The 16,174-nt window shown below is 70.7% G+C and carries 11 protein-coding genes; 5 read left to right on the forward strand and 6 right to left on the reverse strand.

Translation table 11 applies throughout. The features are described from left to right. Window positions 1-102: 102 nt before the first annotated feature. On the reverse strand, window positions 103-1,332 hold the full coding sequence (locus ACH442_RS12965) for a dipeptidase (RefSeq protein ID WP_396338161.1): 1,230 nt from the start codon (window positions 1,330-1,332) through the stop codon (window positions 103-105). Between the two features lie 284 nt (window positions 1,333-1,616). Here ACH442_RS12965 and ACH442_RS12970 point away from each other — a divergent pair, with 284 nt between their 5' ends. Further along, window positions 1,617-2,663, forward strand: coding sequence for a glycoside hydrolase family 26 protein (locus ACH442_RS12970; RefSeq protein WP_396338162.1), 1,047 nt, complete (start codon window positions 1,617-1,619; stop codon window positions 2,661-2,663). A 336-nt stretch (window positions 2,664-2,999) separates the two neighbouring features. On the opposite strand, the gene ACH442_RS12975 is transcribed toward ACH442_RS12970, so the two are convergent. From ACH442_RS12975 to ACH442_RS12985, 3 genes are all read right to left on the reverse strand, one after another. Continuing rightward, on the reverse strand, window positions 3,000-5,717 hold the full coding sequence (locus ACH442_RS12975) for a DUF6493 family protein (protein ID WP_396338163.1): 2,718 nt from the start codon (window positions 5,715-5,717) through the stop codon (window positions 3,000-3,002). Next, window positions 5,714-7,054, reverse strand: a complete 1,341-nt coding sequence (locus ACH442_RS12980) for an SWIM zinc finger family protein (RefSeq protein ID WP_396338164.1) — start codon at window positions 7,052-7,054, stop codon at window positions 5,714-5,716. Before ACH442_RS12980 ends, ACH442_RS12975 begins: the two co-directional genes overlap by 4 nt. Before the next feature lie 99 nt (window positions 7,055-7,153). Then, window positions 7,154-9,151 carry a glycosyltransferase family 39 protein gene (locus ACH442_RS12985; protein ID WP_396338165.1) on the reverse strand — a complete coding sequence of 666 codons (1,998 nt, stop codon included), beginning with the start codon at window positions 9,149-9,151 and terminating at the stop codon, window positions 7,154-7,156. 141 nt (window positions 9,152-9,292) lie between these two features. Between ACH442_RS12985 and pgi the strand changes: the two genes are divergently transcribed. The 4 genes from pgi (at window position 9,293) to ACH442_RS13005 (ending at window position 14,963) form a co-directional block, all read left to right on the forward strand. Next, window positions 9,293-10,921 carry a glucose-6-phosphate isomerase gene (gene pgi, locus ACH442_RS12990; RefSeq protein WP_396338166.1) on the forward strand — a complete coding sequence of 543 codons (1,629 nt, stop codon included), beginning with the start codon at window positions 9,293-9,295 and terminating at the stop codon, window positions 10,919-10,921. A 62-nt stretch (window positions 10,922-10,983) separates the two neighbouring features. After that, entirely contained in the window at window positions 10,984-12,030 is a 1,047-nt protein-coding gene (locus ACH442_RS12995; RefSeq protein ID WP_396338592.1) for a winged helix DNA-binding domain-containing protein, read from the forward strand. A gap of 86 nt (window positions 12,031-12,116) precedes the next feature. Then, window positions 12,117-13,427: a carbohydrate-binding protein gene (locus ACH442_RS13000; RefSeq protein ID WP_396338167.1), complete on the forward strand. Its 1,311-nt coding sequence runs from the start codon at window positions 12,117-12,119 to the stop codon at window positions 13,425-13,427. A gap of 288 nt (window positions 13,428-13,715) precedes the next feature. Next, window positions 13,716-14,963: a dienelactone hydrolase family protein gene (locus tag ACH442_RS13005; protein ID WP_396338168.1), complete on the forward strand. Its 1,248-nt coding sequence runs from the start codon at window positions 13,716-13,718 to the stop codon at window positions 14,961-14,963. On the opposite strand, the gene ACH442_RS13010 is transcribed toward ACH442_RS13005, so the two are convergent. Next, a complete protein-coding gene (locus tag ACH442_RS13010) occupies window positions 14,951-15,508 on the reverse strand; it encodes a dihydrofolate reductase family protein (RefSeq protein WP_396338169.1) in 558 nt (185 codons plus the stop codon). The genes ACH442_RS13005 and ACH442_RS13010 overlap by 13 nt on opposite strands. Window positions 15,509-15,555: 47 nt before the next feature. Continuing rightward, window positions 15,556-16,137: a TetR/AcrR family transcriptional regulator gene (locus tag ACH442_RS13015; protein WP_396338171.1), complete on the reverse strand. Its 582-nt coding sequence runs from the start codon at window positions 16,135-16,137 to the stop codon at window positions 15,556-15,558. Window positions 16,138-16,174 lie beyond the last annotated feature (37 nt).

Below are 16,174 nucleotides of genomic sequence, written 5' to 3' on the forward strand. Positions count from 1 at the left end.
CGTCGCACGCACGTCGCCCAGGCTTGTCACTTACGGTAACCGCCCGTCCCGTTGCCCGGGTCCACCTCGCACGGTCACCGCTCGATGTGCGAATCAGCCATGTCAGACGTCCTCGCGAGCGAGCGCCGCCGCCTCCTCCGGACGCCCTGACGCGCCGCCCGTCGCAACAAGGCGAGTGGACGGCCACAGCGGCTCGGTCGCGTGCTGCTCGGTCTCGCGCATCACCCGCAGCACGTTCCGGTGGGCGAGTTTCCGCAGGTCGTCGTCGGACCAGCCGCGACCCGACAGTTCGGCCAGCAGGGTGGGGTATCCGGCCACGTCGCCGAGCCCGACCGGCAGGTCCGAGGTTCCGTCGAAGTCCGCTCCCAGCCCGATGTGCTCGATCCCGGCCACCGCGCGGGCGTGTTCGACGTGGTCGGCGACGTCCGAGACGGTCGCGTCCGGGCGTGGGTTCGCCGCCAGCCACGGCTGGAACGCCGGCTCGGACACCTGGACGGCGACCTTGGCGACGGGCGGCGACGTCTCCCCGGCGCGCGGCCCGCGTACCCAGTCGTGCTCGACCGGCGGCAGCCCCAGCCGCTTCCACTCGGCTTCGGCGGCGTGGTACCACTCCAGGGCGGCCGACGACACGAAGTACGCGACGAACGGGATCTGCACCACCCCGCCGTTGGCCGGGATCCGTTCGAGCACGTCGTCGGGCACGTTGCGCGGATGATCGGTGACGGTCCGCGCCCCGGAGTGGCTGAAGATCACCGGTGCGGCGGCTTCGCCGAGCGCGGCGTGCATCGTCTCGGTCGCCACGTGCGAGAGGTCGACCAGCACCCCGATGCGCTGCATCTCGCGTACCAGAGCAAGCCCTTCGGCCGTCAGGCCGTCGACGGACGGCGGCGCGGCAGCCGAGTCGGCCCAGGCGGTGTGATGGTTGTGGGTCAGCGTCACGTAGCGGACGCCGAGCCGCGCGAACGCCCGCAGCACCCCGGGCGAGCGCGCCAGGCAGTGGCCACCCTCGATGCCGATCAGTGAGGCCACCCGGCCGGCGGCGACGATCCGCTCGACGTCGTCGGCCGTGAAGGCGGCCTCCAGCGCGTCCGGGTACTCGTTGAGCAGCCGATACACGACGTCGATCTGCTCCATGGTGTGCGTGACCGCCTCCGGCTCGGGCAGCGAGGACGGCACGTAGACGGACCAGAACTGGGCGCCGACGTTCCCGCTGCGCAGCCGCGGCAGGTCGGTCTGCAGCTCCGGCCGCGACCGGTCGAGTCCCGTGACGCTCGAGCCGTGCTCCTCGCGCAGCCGCATGGCGAGGTCGTTGTGCCCGTCAAAGATCCACATCTGTCCTGGCTACTCCCGGCGCGCCGCGGAAGCAAGCGAGACACCCCGACCGGCGTGTGCCCTTCGCCGTCGCCGCGTCCCGGAAAGGTCACGCAGGCCAAGGCCCGGCGGGGCGGGACGTGCCCAGCGGGGCGGGACGTGCGGGGCGGGACGTGCCCGGCGGGGCCGATTTTCCCGCAACCGGCCCGCACCGGCACGGGCACTGGGCGCGCACCCGTCGCCCTGGAATCTCTTTCACATGCCCGGCGGGCAACGCCGCTGGACAGACCGGGGGGTATTTGATTTTGAAGTCGACGCTGCGCAAGACCGTACTGACGCTCACCGCCCTCGCTGCCGGTTTCGCCGGTGCGGTGACGGCGACGCCGGCACAGGCCGCTACGCAGGCTGCCGACGCGGGTTGCACGACCGGCGCCAAGCTGGTCCCGACCTGTGGTGTTCTCTGGGGCGGTGCCGCCGGTGGTTTCACCAGCGCCCCGCGTGACGAGGCGCTGAAGAACTGGGAGAACGCGAGCGGCCGGACCGCGAGCATCTTCCACCAGTACCACAAGGGCAACGAGCCGTTCCCGACCAAGGCCGAGATCGCGATGACCCAGGACGCGGCGCACCCGCGGGTGCTCCTGGAGAACTGGAAGATCGCGTACGGCACGACGTGGGCGGCCGTCGCCAAGGGCCAGCAGGACAAGCGGATCGACGCTTTCGCCGCGCGGGCCAAGGCGTACGGGAAGAAGTTCTTCCTGGTCCTGAACCACGAGCCGGAGAACGATGTCATCGCGCGCGCCGGCTCGGGCATGGCGGCCAAGGACTTCGCGGCCATGTACCGCCACACCATCCAGCGCCTGCGCGCCCAGGGCGTGTCGAACGTGATCAACGTCGTCGCGTACATGGGCAACGAGAAGTGGATGGCGCAGTCCTGGTGGAAGGACCTGTACCCGGGTGACGACGTCGTCGACTGGGTCGGCCTGGACTCCTACGTCTCCGTGGAGAAGGGCTACTACCACTACGGCAACTTCGCCTCGCTGCTCGACCGCAAGGCCAAGGGCGGCACGCTCGGCTGGTACGACTGGGCCACCACCAAGCACGCCGGCAAGCCGATCATGGTCGCCGAGTGGGGTGGCTACCACCGCGTCGGTCACATCGCCGACAAGTCGGCCGTCTACAACAGCGTCCTCGACGAGCTGAAGAAGCGCCCGGCGATCAAGGCGATCGTGCACTTCGACACCAAGCACGACGACGAGGGCGACCGCGACATCAGCATCGACAGCTCGAAGGCGTCGCTCGCGGCCTTCCGCAAGCTGGCCGCCAACCCGATCTTCGACGTGAAGCTCGGCTGATCTTCAACCCTCCCCCTGAGGAAACGCCGTCCGGGTCCCCCACCCGGGCGGCGTTTCCGTTTTCCCTCTCCAGACTCACCCCACCCCAATTCCCGTGTACGCCCACGCCCGCCCTGCTCAGCCACACTCCCGCAGCACCCTGTCCGCACCGACCCGGCCACCCGGGCAGACACGCGCCCGCCTCGCCGAACCGCCTCCAACCCCCAGCCGTGCCGATCGAGCTGGGTGCGAGCGGTGCTTCGGCCCGGGGGAGGCACTTCTGGCCGCCGGCCGCGCCCGCCCGGCTGGGTGCTGGCGGTGCTGCGGCCGGCCGGCGGCGAGGCGGGCGTGCGCCGGTCAGGGGGTGAGGACGGTCTGCAAGCGCCTCGCCTCCTTGATCAGCCGCGTCGTGCCGGGGCGGGAAGCGACGTCGGCCAGCCCCGCGATCTCCGTCCGCGCGTGGACCGCGCGGGCGACCTGGCTGCACAGTTCCAGCAGGTCGGGCAGGCCGTGCGGGGCGGCCGGGAGCAGCGTCGGCAGAGCCGTGGCCAGAGCCTCCCACAGCGCGACCGAGGCACCGGCCCGGTGCACCTCGGCCAGGGCGGGGACGACGCGCGACATCTTGAGAACGCCGTCCGCCCCGAGGTCGGCCAGCGCGCCCCCGACCGCCGCCGCGAACGGCTCGGGCCGGGCGGCCAGGGTGAGGAACGCGTCGGTGGCGGCGACCCGGTTCTCGTGGTGGCGGGCTCCGAGTCCGTACGCGACCCCGTGGGCGAGCGCCGGCCCGACCGGCCCCGAGCACTCGGCGAGCAGTGGCAGCACCCCGGCGCCTTCGCGCTGTTCCTGGTCGGCTGTGGCGGCGACCTCGGGCAGCGCCCAGGCGGCCGCCGCCTCCCGGTGGTGCGGCAGGACCATGGTGAGCACGTCACCGGTGCCGTGGAAGGTGCCCGGGTAGCCCGCCGGGTGCGTGCCCGGGACGACGGTGAGCAGCTGACGTTCCAGGCGCAGGCCACCGTCGCGGGCCGGGCTCATGGCCGCCACTACCCGGCGCACGCCCGGTGACCAGTAGTAGCGGTTCTTGTCATCCGGGGTCTGCTCGAAACGCCGGGTCACCGGGTCGGGCAGGCCACCGCGGGTCAGCCAGGTGGCGAACTGCCGCCCGGCCGGGGAGGTCAGCTGCCCGGCCGCGGCGACGACTGCGGGATCGGTTTCGCGGGGCAGCCGCAGCAGTGCCTGCTCGAAGTCGACGGGCCACGGCTGCCACCCTTCCGCCTCGGCCCGGCGCAAGCGTTCCAGCAGCACGGACGCGTCCACACTGCCGGTCACGTGCGTCGGCGTGGCCATGATCAGCGGAACCATGGTGCGGGTCAGCTGGGTGGCCAGCTCGGCGACGCGCAGGCCGAGCACCCCGTCGGGGGTGGCGGCGAGCGCGGAGTCGTCACCGCCGCGCCGTCCGTCCTGCCAGGCGGTGCGGACGGACGTGACCAGCCACTCCCACAGGTTCCCGGAACGGCCGACGCCGGTGCGCGGGGCGGCGGCGGGCGAGTCGGGGCCGATCACGGACCGGATCGCGATGCCCAGGTGCAGCAGCGGCTCGGTCCGGTTCCACGAACTCTCCGCGAAGTCGCCCGGGTATCGGTCCAGCACCGGCTGCAGCGCGGCGCGCAGGACCGTCGCGCCCTCGGTCGCGTAGAGCGTGACCAGCCCGGCCAGCACCCGTTCCCACCGGATGGCGCCCCGCTCGTGGGCGAGCGCGACCAGTTCCTCGGCGAGCTCGGTGGCGGTGGCGATCGGCGCCGGCATCTCGGCCGGTGGGGCGGCCGGCAGCAGCTCCGGCACCTTGTCGGCGGACTCCGGTGCGGCGACGCCGAACAGCTCGACGGCCCGGGCCGGAAGGTCCCCGCCGAGGATCACGGACGCCTCGGCGAGCCGGGCGACGGTGTCCGCGTCCAGCCCGGCGACCTGCTTGCCGATCCCGGTCAGCGCGCGTTCCTGCACGTCGAGCGCGGGGTGGCCGAAGGCGGTGGCGATCGTCTCCAGCACCTCGCCAGCCCGGCCGGGCTCGCGGCGAGCCACCTTCTCCAGCCAGGTCAGCTGTGCCTTGACCAGCGTCTTCTCCTTGCGGACGAGGGTCGGGCCGCTGGTGTCGAGCAGGGTTTCCAGCTCCAGCCGCCCGGCCTCGTCGACCTGGCGCAACGCCTTCTGCGCGAGGGTCGCGACCGCGCCGGGCGCCTCGGGGAGCAGGCGCGCATAGTCCAGCGCGTGGCTGCAGGCCTCGTCGAGGGTCGGGGCCAGGGCGTCGTGCAGCAGCGCGAACGGGCGGACCTCGTTCGGCCTGCCGCCGCGCAGCAGCCGGTCGACGGTCAGGTCCAGGATGACTTTGCGTTCCAGGGTGCCGTCGGCGACCAGGTGCGCGATCACTTTCGGCAGGACCGGGGTGGACTCCCACTGGCCGGTCGACTCGTCCCACCCCATGGCGGCCAGGTCGGAGCCGAACCCGGTGAACTCGAAAACGCCGGGCAGCAGCAGGTCGCGATGTGGGTCCTCGCGCAGCCGGATGCTCAGCGGCGTCTTGTCCTCGTTGCGCTGCCAGGGCGGGCTGAGCAAGCGGTCCAGCCAGGCGCGGACCACGTTCTCGGTGACCGGTGGCTCGGTGCCGCCCTCGCGCAGGAACGCGGAGACGACCGGCCACAGGTCGACATTCGCATCCCGGATCGGCAGCCGCTGCGCGAGGCGGGCACCCAGATCGCCCAGCCAGGTCAGCTCGCGGGCGCGGGCGACCTCGAGGAAGTGGGCCGGGCCGTCCTTCGCCCAGCTCTGCATGCTGGTGCGCTGCAGCAGGGCGGCGGCCCGCGCGGCGCTCGGCATGCAGCCGATCACGGCCAGCGCGTAGCCCGGGTTCGGATTGTTCTGCCCGCGCCACCAGCCGTTCCGGTCCAGCGCCTTGATGGCGGCCTCGACCTCGGGTGCGAGGGCGAGACGTTCCTCCTCGGTGGCGCGGACGAGCAGCCGGACCACACCGGTGAGGCTTCCGTTCTGCGCCCGCCCGCGCAGAAGCTCCCAGGTCAGGGTCATGCCGACGCCTCGGCCTTCGCGATCGTCGCGGCGGTCTCGCCGGCGCGGGCCATCCGGACGGCGAGGACGTGCTTGCACGGGCCGCGACCACCCCGGTGTTTCGCCCACCACGGGCAGGTGCAGGACTGCGACTCGTTCCGCACGTGGTACGTCTCGTCGCCGCTGACCACCACGGACCCCTCGGCGCCGACGGTCACGCCGCCGGCCGTGATCAGCGCGCGGGCGCCGGCCAGGCGCGGATTCATCCGCTCGACGGCCTCCGCCGTGTAGGGCAACGTGCGGTGGAAGTAGCCCGCCTCGGCCACGTCATAGCCCACCCGGCCGGCCGTGCCCAACTGGGTCAGCGCGTCGCGCACCCGCGCGGCGTCCAGCCCCGAGGCACTGGCCAGTGAGTCCACGTCGATCGTCGGGTCCCACGAGAGCAGGGCGCTGACCAGGTCGGCGTCGTCGGTCACCTCGTCGGACGCCAGGGACTCCAGGACCGCGCCCTCGCCGGAGAAGCCACGGTAGGGCTCCGGCGACAGGGTCAGCGACAACCGCAGGGCCGGCATCGACAACTCCCAGGTGCTGGCCACCGGCCGGCTGCCACTGGCGACTGCCGGGCCGTAGACGCGCAGGCCCGTCGCGTACCTCAAGAAGGGTTTGAGGGCGGACAGCCGGCCGGCGCCGGGAAGGCAGACCGCGCCCGGCGCAGGCCGGGAGGTGAAGCGCAGCGAACGACCGGCCGGGACCGCCCACAGCACCGACTTGTCGGTGGCCGGCAGCCGGTTGAACAGCGCCCGGGCCTCGGCGACCCCGATCTCGGCCCGCGGGTCGAACCGGGCGGTCAGCACCTGCGCCTCGGCGAAACCGCGCAGCCAGCGCGACGGCAGCGGCACCTTCCTCTCCACCAGCGGCCCGTCGAACGTCGTCACGGTCAGGTCGTCGGGGCCGACCGCGACGTGCATCGGATCGGACCGGCCGACCCGGGTCAGCGCGCGCTGCAGGGGCAGGTTCACGTCCACATTCGTCGTGCCGTGGGCGACGATCTCACCGTCCAGCCCGCCGGGCAGCACGTCGAGCCGCGCATAGACCCCGCCGCAGCCGGAGAACGACTCGAACCGCAGCCGGTCGGACCCGGCCGTGACCACCGGGTCGAGGCTGGCCGGGGGAAGCGGCCGGAAATACCGCATGCGGGCGACCTCGGCGACGGCGAGCAGGCCGGTCGCCGCGGCAGCGGGCGAGGTCAGGAAGCCGGTGAAGAAACGGGGATGAGCGGCCGGGCCGCCGGAGGTCTGCAAGGTCAGGCCGTCGTCCAGAGTCGACGAACCGAGGTACGAGTAAGCCGCGGTAACCATGCGCGAAAACCTAGAAGAGGGGTACGACAATTTCCCGTACAGGCGTGGGCCCCGCAGCACGGGGAAGCTGCGGGGCCCACTGTTCGAGGAGGAAGACTTCTACTCGGTGGCCGTCAGGTCGTAGACGGTGGTGCCGCCGACCGTGGTGGCCGCGTAGTTCTGGGAGACCCAGGTGGCGATCTGCGACGAGTCGGTCGTCCCGCCGCCCATGCCGCCACCGCCGCCCATCCCGCCGCCGGAGATGTAGTAGTGGATCTGACCGGCTTTCACGTACGCCTGGAACTGGGCCAGCGTGGGGGAGGGGTCGCTGCCGTTCCAGCCGCCGAGGGCGATCACCGACGTGCCGGAGGCGAGTTCCAGGTCGGCCGCCGAGGTGGCGCCGCTGACCGCCGCGGACCACGTCGTCGTGCTGGCCTTGAGCAGCGCGGTCAGCTCGCTGTTGTTGCTGCTGTCACCGCCACGGCCGCCGCCCGTGCCGCCGCCGATCGGGCCGCCGCTGGACTGCGACGAGTCCGTGGAGGACGAGGAGGACTGCGACGGGGACGACGAGGAGGACGAGGAGTCGGTGGACGACGGGGAATCCGACGACGACGCGTCACCCGTGGGGGCGTTTCCGGGAAAATTGCCGCCATTGCCCGTACGGGTAAATCCGCCGCCTCCGGGACCACCGCCCATGCCGGACGTTCCGGACGGCCCGGAGCTGGGGATGGAGCCCGTATGGGCGACCGTGACCGTGGCGGCCGCGTAGGCCGCGGTGCCCAGCCCGGCCGACAGCACGCCGGCGACGATGCCGATGACCGCGAGCCGGCGCAGCTGGGCCGCGGGGGCGACGAGGGCGAGGGCCGCGACGACGCCGGCGGCGAGCGCCACCCAGCGGATCCACGGCTCCCACTCGGTGCGGCCGAGGAGCACGAAACCCCAGCCGGCGGTGGTCAGGATCATGCCGGCGAGCACGATCCGGGCCCAGATCTGCGCGCGGTAGAGCCAGAGGACGCGGGCTCCGATGCCGACCAGCGCGGCGATCGACGGTGCCAGGGCGACCGTGTAGTACGGGTGGATCGTCCCGCTCATGTAGGAGAAGGTCACGCCGGTGACCAGCAGCCAGCCACCCCAGAGCAGCATGCCGGCCCGGGCACGATCGGTCCGCGGCGCGGTCCACGTGACCGCGAGCACCGCCACCAGGGCGATCAGCGCGGCCGGCAGCAGCCAGGAGATCTCCGTGCCCATCGACTCGCCGAAGAGGCGGCCGATGCCCGTGGCCCCGCCGAAGCCGACGTTACCCCCGCCGCCGCCACCGCCGCCACCGTTGCCGGAGCCGCCGAGGATCCGGCCCAGGCCGTTGTAACCGATCGCCAGTTCCCACAGCGTGTTGTTGGTCGAACCGGCGATGTACGGCCGGGACGACGCCGGCCACAACGACACCAGGGCGATGAACCAGCCGGCCGAGGCGACCAGGGCGAGGCCGGCGAGGAGCAGGTGCTTGATCCGCCTGCCGATCGTGGTCGGCGCGGCGACCAGGTAGACCAGCGCCATCGCCGGCAGCACCAGGAACGCCTGCATCATCTTGGTCAGGAAGCCGAAACCGAGCAGTACCCCGGTCCAGGCCAGCCATTGCGCGCCGGCCCGTTCGGTGGCGCGGACCGTGGTGTACGCGGCCGCGGTCATCAGCAGCACCAGCAGTGCGTCCGGGTTGTCGTAGCGGAACATCAGCACCGCGACCGGGGTCACCGCCAGCGCGGCCCCGGCGAGCATCCCGGCGGCGTGCCCGAACCAGCGTTTCACCGTCAGGTAGAGCAGGAACACGCCGGCCACGCCCATCAGCGCCTGCGGCGCGAGGATCGACCAGCTGTTCACCCCGAAGATGCGTGCGGACAGCCCCATCACCCACATCGCGGCGGGCGGTTTGTCCACGGTGATCGCGTTGCCGGCGTCCAGCGAGCCGAAGAGCCAGGCCTTCCAGCTCTGCGCGCCGGCCTGCGCGGCGGCGGCGTAGAAGCTGTTGCCCCAGCCGGAGGCGCTGAGATCCCAGAGGTACAGAACCGCAGTTGCCAGCAGGAGCATGACCAAGGGGACACGCTGGCGGGTGGTGGTCGTCATGGGACTAACCTCGTGGGCGGTGCTACGGCGGCCCTGTGATCAATCTGTGGGCCGCCTATGAGACCTAGATCGCCCGCGTCCGGCAGCGGTACGTGCCACGATGGGCGAAGTGTGCAGTGTCCCAGGTCCGGGAGTGGAGAGATGAGCGAACACGTTTCCGACAGCGCCGAATGGCAGGCGCTTCAGGGTCACGCGGAGAAGTTTTCGGCGGTCCACCTGCGCGACCTGTTCGACAGCGAGCCGCAGCGTGGTGAGCGCTACGCCGCCGAGGTCGCCGACCTGTATGTCGACTACAGCAAGAACCTGGTCACCGACGAGGTGCTCAGCGCGCTGTTCGCGCTGGCCGGGCGCGCCAAGCTGACCGAGAGGATCGCCGCGATGTTCGCCGGCGAGCACATCAACGTCACCGAGGACCGGGCCGTCCTGCACACCGCGCTGCGCCTGCCGCGCGACGCGTCGCTGGTCGTCGACGGTCAGGATGTCGTCGCCGACGTGCACGAGGTGCTCGACCGGATGGGCGCGTTCGCCGACAAGGTGCGCTCGGGCGAGTGGACCGGCCACACCGGTCAGCGGATCAAGACGATCGTCAACATCGGCATCGGTGGTTCCGACCTGGGCCCGGTCATGGCCTACGAGGCGCTGAAGGACTACTCGCAGCGCGACATCGAGGCCCGGTTCGTGTCGAACATCGACCCCACCGACCTGTACGAGAAGACGCGTGACCTGGACCCGGCCACGACGCTCTTCATCATCGTGTCGAAGACGTTCACCACGCAGGAGACGCTGACCAACGCCCGCGAGGCGCGCAAGTGGCTCCTGGCGACGCTGAACGACGACGCGGCGGTCGCCAAGCACTTCGTCGCGGTCAGCACCAACGCCGCCAAGGTGGCCGACTTCGGCATCGACACCGCGAACATGTTCGGCTTCTGGGACTGGGTGGGCGGCCGGTACTCACTGCCGTCCGCGGTCGGTCTGTCCGTGCTGATCGCGATCGGCAAGGAGCAGTTCGCCGACCTGCTCGCCGGTTACCACAAGATCGACGAGCATTTCCGTACGACGCCGGTCGAGCGCAACGTGCCGGCCCTGCTCGGCCTGCTCAACGTGTGGTATGACACGTTCCTCGGCGCCCAGTCGCACGCCGTCCTGCCGTACGCGCAGTACCTGCACCGCTTCGCCGCCTACCTCCAGCAGCTGACCATGGAGAGCAACGGCAAGTCCGTGCGCCTCGACGGTGACCCGGTGAACTTCCAGACCGGCGAGGTCTTCTGGGGCGAGCCCGGCACCAACGGTCAGCACGCGTTCTACCAGCTGATCCACCAGGGCACGAAGCTGATCCCGGCCGACTTCATCGGCTTCTCCCAGCCGAACCACGACATCGGCGAGATGCACGACCTGTTCATGTCGAACTTCCTGGCGCAGACCGGGGCGCTCGCCTTCGGCAAGACGGTCGAGCAGGTCGAGGCCGAGGGCACCAAGGCCGCGGTCGTGCCGCACCGGGTCATGCAGGGCAACCACCCGACGACGACGATCCTCGCCGACAAGCTGACGCCGCACACGTTCGGCCAGCTCGTGGCGCTCTATGAGCACATCACGTTCACCCAGGGCGTGATCTGGGAGATCAACTCGTTCGACCAGTGGGGTGTCGAGCTCGGCAAGGCCATGGCCAACCAGGTCGCGCCGAAGCTGACCTCGGCCGAGGCGCCGGCCGACGACGCCGACTCGTCGACGAACACGCTGATCAAGCGGTACCGGGCCGCGCGCGGTCGCTGATTTTGTCGTAGGGGTTCTCTAGGCTCAGCGCTGTGGATGTCAACACGGCGCTGAGCCTTCGTATGACCAGCCTTCTCCTCGGCCGCGTGGCCAAGAAGTCGACCCTGGAGATCGTCGAGTGGTTCGGCGCCATGCAGGCGCAGGATCTCAACAGCGTCCTCTGGTCGCTGGGCGCCCGTCTGCCCGGGCGCACCCTGCCGGAGATCGTCGCCGACACCGAGAAACGCGACGTCGTGCGCACCTGGCCGATGCGCGGCACGGTCCACCTGATCCCGTCCGCCGACGCGCACTGGATGCTGGAGCTCACCGGCGTCCGCGCGCTGGCCGGAGCGGCGAAACGCCGCGAGTTCCTGGGCCTCTCCGAGGCCGACGCCGACAAGGCGGCCGAGATCCTCGGCACCGCCCTCGCGGGCGGCGGCCGCCTGACGCGATCTTCCTGCGTGGCCGCTCTCAACGAGGGCGGCGTCCAGGTCTCCGGTCCTCTCGGTTACCACCTGCTGTGGTACGCGAGTCAGCGCGGCGTCACGGCCATCGCCCCGAACGAGGGGTCCGAGCAGACGTTCGTGCTTCTCGACGAGTGGGCGCCGAGCCGCAACACGCCGTCCCGGGAGGAGGCGCTCGGCATCCTGGCGCACCGCTATTTCCGCGGTCACGGCCCCACGACGGCCAAGGATTTCGCCGGCTGGACGATGCTCCCGATGAAGGACGCGCGCGCCGGGATCGCAGCCGCGGGTCTGCAGCGAGCAGACGTCGACGGCGTCGAGATGTGGGCCGACCCGGCCGTGCTGGACGCCGGCCCGGTGCGTGGCTGGCACGCGCTGCCCGGCTTCGACGAGTACATGCTGGGCTACAAGGATCGTTCGATGATGGCCACGGCGGACATGCTGAAGAGCATCATCCCCGGCGGCAACGGCATCTTCCAGTCCACGCTGGTGCAGGACGGGAGGGTGCGCGCGGTGTGGAAACGCACGCTCGGCAAGAAGGCGGTCTCGGTCACGGTCTCCCCGCTGACGGATTTCACCGCGACGGACTGGGCGGCGGCTGAGGAGGCGCTGCAGCCGTTCGGAACTTTTGTCGGCCTCCCCGTCACTGTTAAGAAACTTGAATAAATGACTGTTAAGAACCCTTGATATTTGTGAACGTGAAAGCCACCATGTGGTGGCACAGGTCACTTTCACGCTGTCGAGGAGTTGCCATGGGTGTTCGCCGCCAGGTGTTGGCACTGGTCGCCGGGGTGGGGGTGGCACTCGGGTCGACCGTGGCGTTCTCCGCGACCGGGGAGGCCGCCGTCGCCTGCTCCTCGACGGTCTGGGCCGAAGGGGTCACCTACACCGCCGGGCAGCAGGTGACCTACCAGTCCAAGCTGTACCAGGCACTGGTCACCCATACGGCGTACGTGGGCACCGGCTGGAACCCAGCCGCGACGCCCACGTTGTGGAAGGACCTCGGCGCCTGCAGTGGCGGCACCAGCCCGACGTCCTCGCCCACCGCGTCGCCCACCGCGTCGCCCACCGCGTCACCGACTGCGTCCCCCGGCCCGACCACCTCGCCGGTGGGCTGTGCGACGCGCGGCCGTCCCGCCGGGAAGGTGCTCCAGGGGTACTGGGAGAACTGGGACGGGGCCTCCAACGGCGTACACCCGGGAATGGGTTGGATCCCGATCAACGACAGCCGGATCACACAGCACGGCTACAACGTGCTGATGGCCGCCTTCCCGGTGATCCGCTCGGACGGGACCGTGCTGTGGGAGAACGGCATGGACGCCGGCGTGAAAGTGCCCACCGCCGCCGAGATCTGCGCGGCCAAGTCGCAGGGCGCCACGGTCCTGATGTCGATCGGCGGCGCGGCGGCCGGCATCGACCTGAGCTCCAGCGCCGTCGCCGACAAGTTCGTGTCCACGCTCGTGCCGATCCTGAAGGCCAACAACTTCGACGGCATCGACATCGACATCGAGACCGGGCTCTCCGGTAGCGGCAACATCAACACGCTCTCCACCTCGCAGGCGAACCTGATCCGGATCATCGACGGGGTGCTCGCGGCGATGCCGTCGAACTTCGGGCTGACCATGGCGCCGGAAACCGCCTATGTGACCGGTGGCAGCGTGACCTACGGATCGATCTGGGGCTCTTACCTGCCGATCATCAAGAAATATCTGGACAACAACCGCCTTTGGTGGTTGAACATGCAGTACTACAACGGGTCGATGTATGGGTGCTCCGGCGACTCGTACTCGGCGGGCGCGGTCCAGGGATTCACCGTTCAGACACAGTGCCTCAACAACGGGCTGACGATCCAGGGCACCACCATCAAGATCCCGTACGATAAGCAGGTGCCCGGCCTGCCCGCACAGTCCGGCGCGGGTGGCGGATACCTGGCGCCTTCGCTGGTCACCCAGGCGTACAACAGTGTCCCGGGGATCAAGGGCCTGATGACGTGGTCCATCAACTGGGACGGCTCGAAGAGCTGGACCTTCGGCGACAACGTGAGGTCTCTTCAGGGCCGTTGAGCTCCCTGGTCAGGGGGCAGCGAGGTAGCGGCGCGGCGCCCGTCCGGGTGCCGCGCCCTTTCTGTCTCCCCTCCCGAGACCGGGATCGCCGTCCCCCGGGCGGCCGGCTCAGGCCGAGTCGGCTCCGGCAGCCGCCCCGGACGGTCGGCGCCCGGCAACCTTCACCGGTTGAACCGCCGCTCCGGCCCGCCAGGCCCGGCCCGGGTCGTCCCTGCGACTCGGCCGGGCCGTTGACATGCGGGAAAGGGCTTTCTAGCGTCGACCTCATCGATCGATGAGGAGGAATTGATGAAGAGGCGCGCCCTGATCTCCCTTCCTGCCGCGACGCTCGCCACCGGCTTGGTCGAGGCAACCGCCGCGACCGAGGCGGTGGCCGCGACCGGGCCGAGTGACGTGGCCGAGGCGGTGGCCGCGACCGGGCCGAGTGACGCGGCCGAGGCGGCCGGGTTCGAGAATCCGGGCGTGATCGGTGACAACCTGCCGGTCTTCTATGAACGTCTCAGGGATGAGCTCGACTTCCCGCTCGCTTGGCCGGCCAGCCGGGAGCGGGACTTCCGCACCTGGAGGCGTCGGGCTCGCGCCAAGGTCGAGGAGCTGCTCCAGCAGCCCGACGACCGTAGTCCCTTCCAGGTGGAGGTCATCGATGAGCAGCCTGGAGACGGTTACCGGCGGCGGCAGCTGGCGTTCGACGTCACGCGGCACAGCCGGGTCCGGGCCACCATGCTCGTGCCCGCCGGCCCGGGCCCGTTCCCGGCCGCGCTGCTGCTGCACGACCACGGCGCGAAGTTCGACATCGGCAAGGAGAAGGTCATCGAGCCGTGGTACGACGACGTGCGTCTCGCCTCCGCGCAGGCGTGGTCGGCCAAGTATTTCAGCGGCCGGTTCATCGGTGACGTGCTGGCCCGGCGGGGCTACGCCGTTCTTGCTGTCGACGCGCTCGGCTGGGGTGATCGCGGCGGCATGGCCTACGAGGGCCAGCAGGCGCTGGCCGCCAATCTTTACAATCTCGGCTCCTCCCCGGCCGGGTTGATGGCACGGGAGGACGCGCGCGCGGCCGCGATGCTGGCCGGGCTGCCCGAGGTCGACGAGCGCCGGGTCGCGGCCGTCGGCTTCTCGATGGGTGGTTACCGGGCGTGGCAGGTGGCCGCCCTCTCCGACCATGTCGCGGCAACCGTGTCGGCCTGCTGGATGACCGGGCTGAAGGAGATGATGGTGCCGGGCAACAACACGCTGCGCGGTCAGTCCGCGTTCTTCATGCTGCACCCCGGACTGTTCCGGTTCCTCGACATCCCCGACGTGGCGTCGATCGCCGCTCCGCGTCCGATGTTCGTCTGCGACGGTGAGTTGGATCCGCTGTTCAGTGCGGCGGGGCGCGATTCGGCGTACCGGAAGATGGGTGTGGTCTGGAATGCGCAGCGTGCTGGGGAGCGACTGACGACCCGGGTGTGGCCCGGCCTCGGCCACGTCTTCGTCGAGCAGATGCAGGAGGCGGCGTTCGACTGGCTCGACCGCTGGCTCCATCCTCACGCTGCGTGATAGCGGAGGTAGATCACCCCGTTCGCGAAGCGCTGCTGCTCGGCGAGTTTGAGATCGAGGCGTACACCGGAAGGGAGGAACCTGGTCCCACCGCCCACCGCGACCGGCGAGATGAAGAGCTGGACCTCGTCGACCAGGCCGGCGCGGAACGCGTGTGCCGCGAGGTGCGGCCCGCCGATGCTCAGATCACGGTCGGCGCTGTCCTTCATGGCCTGCACCGCCTTCGGGTCGAAGGTGCGCTCGACCCTGGTCCGGGCCGTGGCCGCGGCCTCGAGCGTCGTCGAGTAGACGATCTTCTCGGCGGCCTGCCACAACTGGGCGTAATCGAGCGCGACGGGGGAGGCGTCCGGCAGCGCGTGCGCGTTCTCCCAGAAGCGCATCACCTCGTAGAGCCGCCGCCCGTAAAGGTAGGTGCCGATCGGCCGTTCCAGGTCGTTGACGAACGAGTGCACCTCCTCGTCCGGTGCGCTCCAGTCGAAATTGCCCTGCTCGTCGTTGATGTACCCGTCCAGGGACGTGATTCCGGTGCAGATCAGCCGTGCCACAACGTCTCCTTCAGCCTCGCGGACCTCGCGGCTCCATCCTGTCCCGGTTACGGCCGCGAGGCACGCACCGCGCCCCGAGGCGTGGTGGCGGAACCGGCCCGCAGCCCGGCGAAGATCACCTCCAGCGCGATCGGCGGGAAGTCGCCGGTCTCCGCGGCCAGGCTCGCGCCTCGCAGCAGGGCCAGCACCTCGGGCAACGCCACGTCGTCGCGCACCGCCCCGGCCGCCTGCGCGCTGCCGAGCAGGGCGGTGATCGCGGCGCGCATGGCGGCGACCTGCTCGGCCTGCGAGTCCTTGACGTCGATCCCGGCGTCCCGCAGCCCGTCGGTGTACGCCTTCTTGGCCGCCGCGTCCGCCACGATCCGTGCGAAGAACGTGAAGAACGCGGTCGCCGGGTCGGCCTCGGCGCGCAACCGTTCCGCCTCGGCGAGCAGCACGTCCACCCGCGCCTCGACGATCGCCTGCCAGAGGGCCTCCTTGGTGGCGAAGTGGCGGTACACGGTGCCGACGCCGACCCCGGCGCGGGCCGCGATCGCGTCCATCCTGGCGGCCAGCCCCTGCTCGGCCAGCACCTCCTCGGCCGCTTGCAGCACCCTGGCCCGGTTGCGCAGCGCGTCCGAACGTGGCACGGCATCCTCCTCAGCCGATGATGACAAACGGAATCTA

Source organism: Actinoplanes sp. NPDC020271 (genome assembly GCF_044388125.1).
In the GTDB taxonomy this organism is placed as follows: Bacteria; Actinomycetota; Actinomycetes; order Mycobacteriales; family Micromonosporaceae; genus Actinoplanes.

Bases quoted from the DNA above. Each gene is read 5' to 3' on its own strand.
- ACH442_RS12975 (WP_396338163.1), bottom strand. From the start codon at position 5,717: ATGACCCTGACCTGGGAGCTTCTGCGCGGGCGGGCGCAGAACGGAAGC.
- ACH442_RS12965 (WP_396338161.1), bottom strand. From the start codon at position 1,332: ATGTGGATCTTTGACGGGCACAACGACCTCGCCATGCGGCTGCGCGAG.
- ACH442_RS12985 (WP_396338165.1), bottom strand. From the start codon at position 9,151: ATGACGACCACCACCCGCCAGCGTGTCCCCTTGGTCATGCTCCTGCTG.
- pgi (WP_396338166.1), top strand. From the start codon at position 9,293: ATGAGCGAACACGTTTCCGACAGCGCCGAATGGCAGGCGCTTCAGGGT.
- ACH442_RS12995 (WP_396338592.1), top strand. From the start codon at position 10,984: ATGACCAGCCTTCTCCTCGGCCGCGTGGCCAAGAAGTCGACCCTGGAG.
- ACH442_RS13005 (WP_396338168.1), top strand. From the start codon at position 13,716: ATGAAGAGGCGCGCCCTGATCTCCCTTCCTGCCGCGACGCTCGCCACC.
- ACH442_RS13000 (WP_396338167.1), top strand. From the start codon at position 12,117: ATGGGTGTTCGCCGCCAGGTGTTGGCACTGGTCGCCGGGGTGGGGGTG.
- ACH442_RS12980 (WP_396338164.1), bottom strand. From the start codon at position 7,054: ATGGTTACCGCGGCTTACTCGTACCTCGGTTCGTCGACTCTGGACGAC.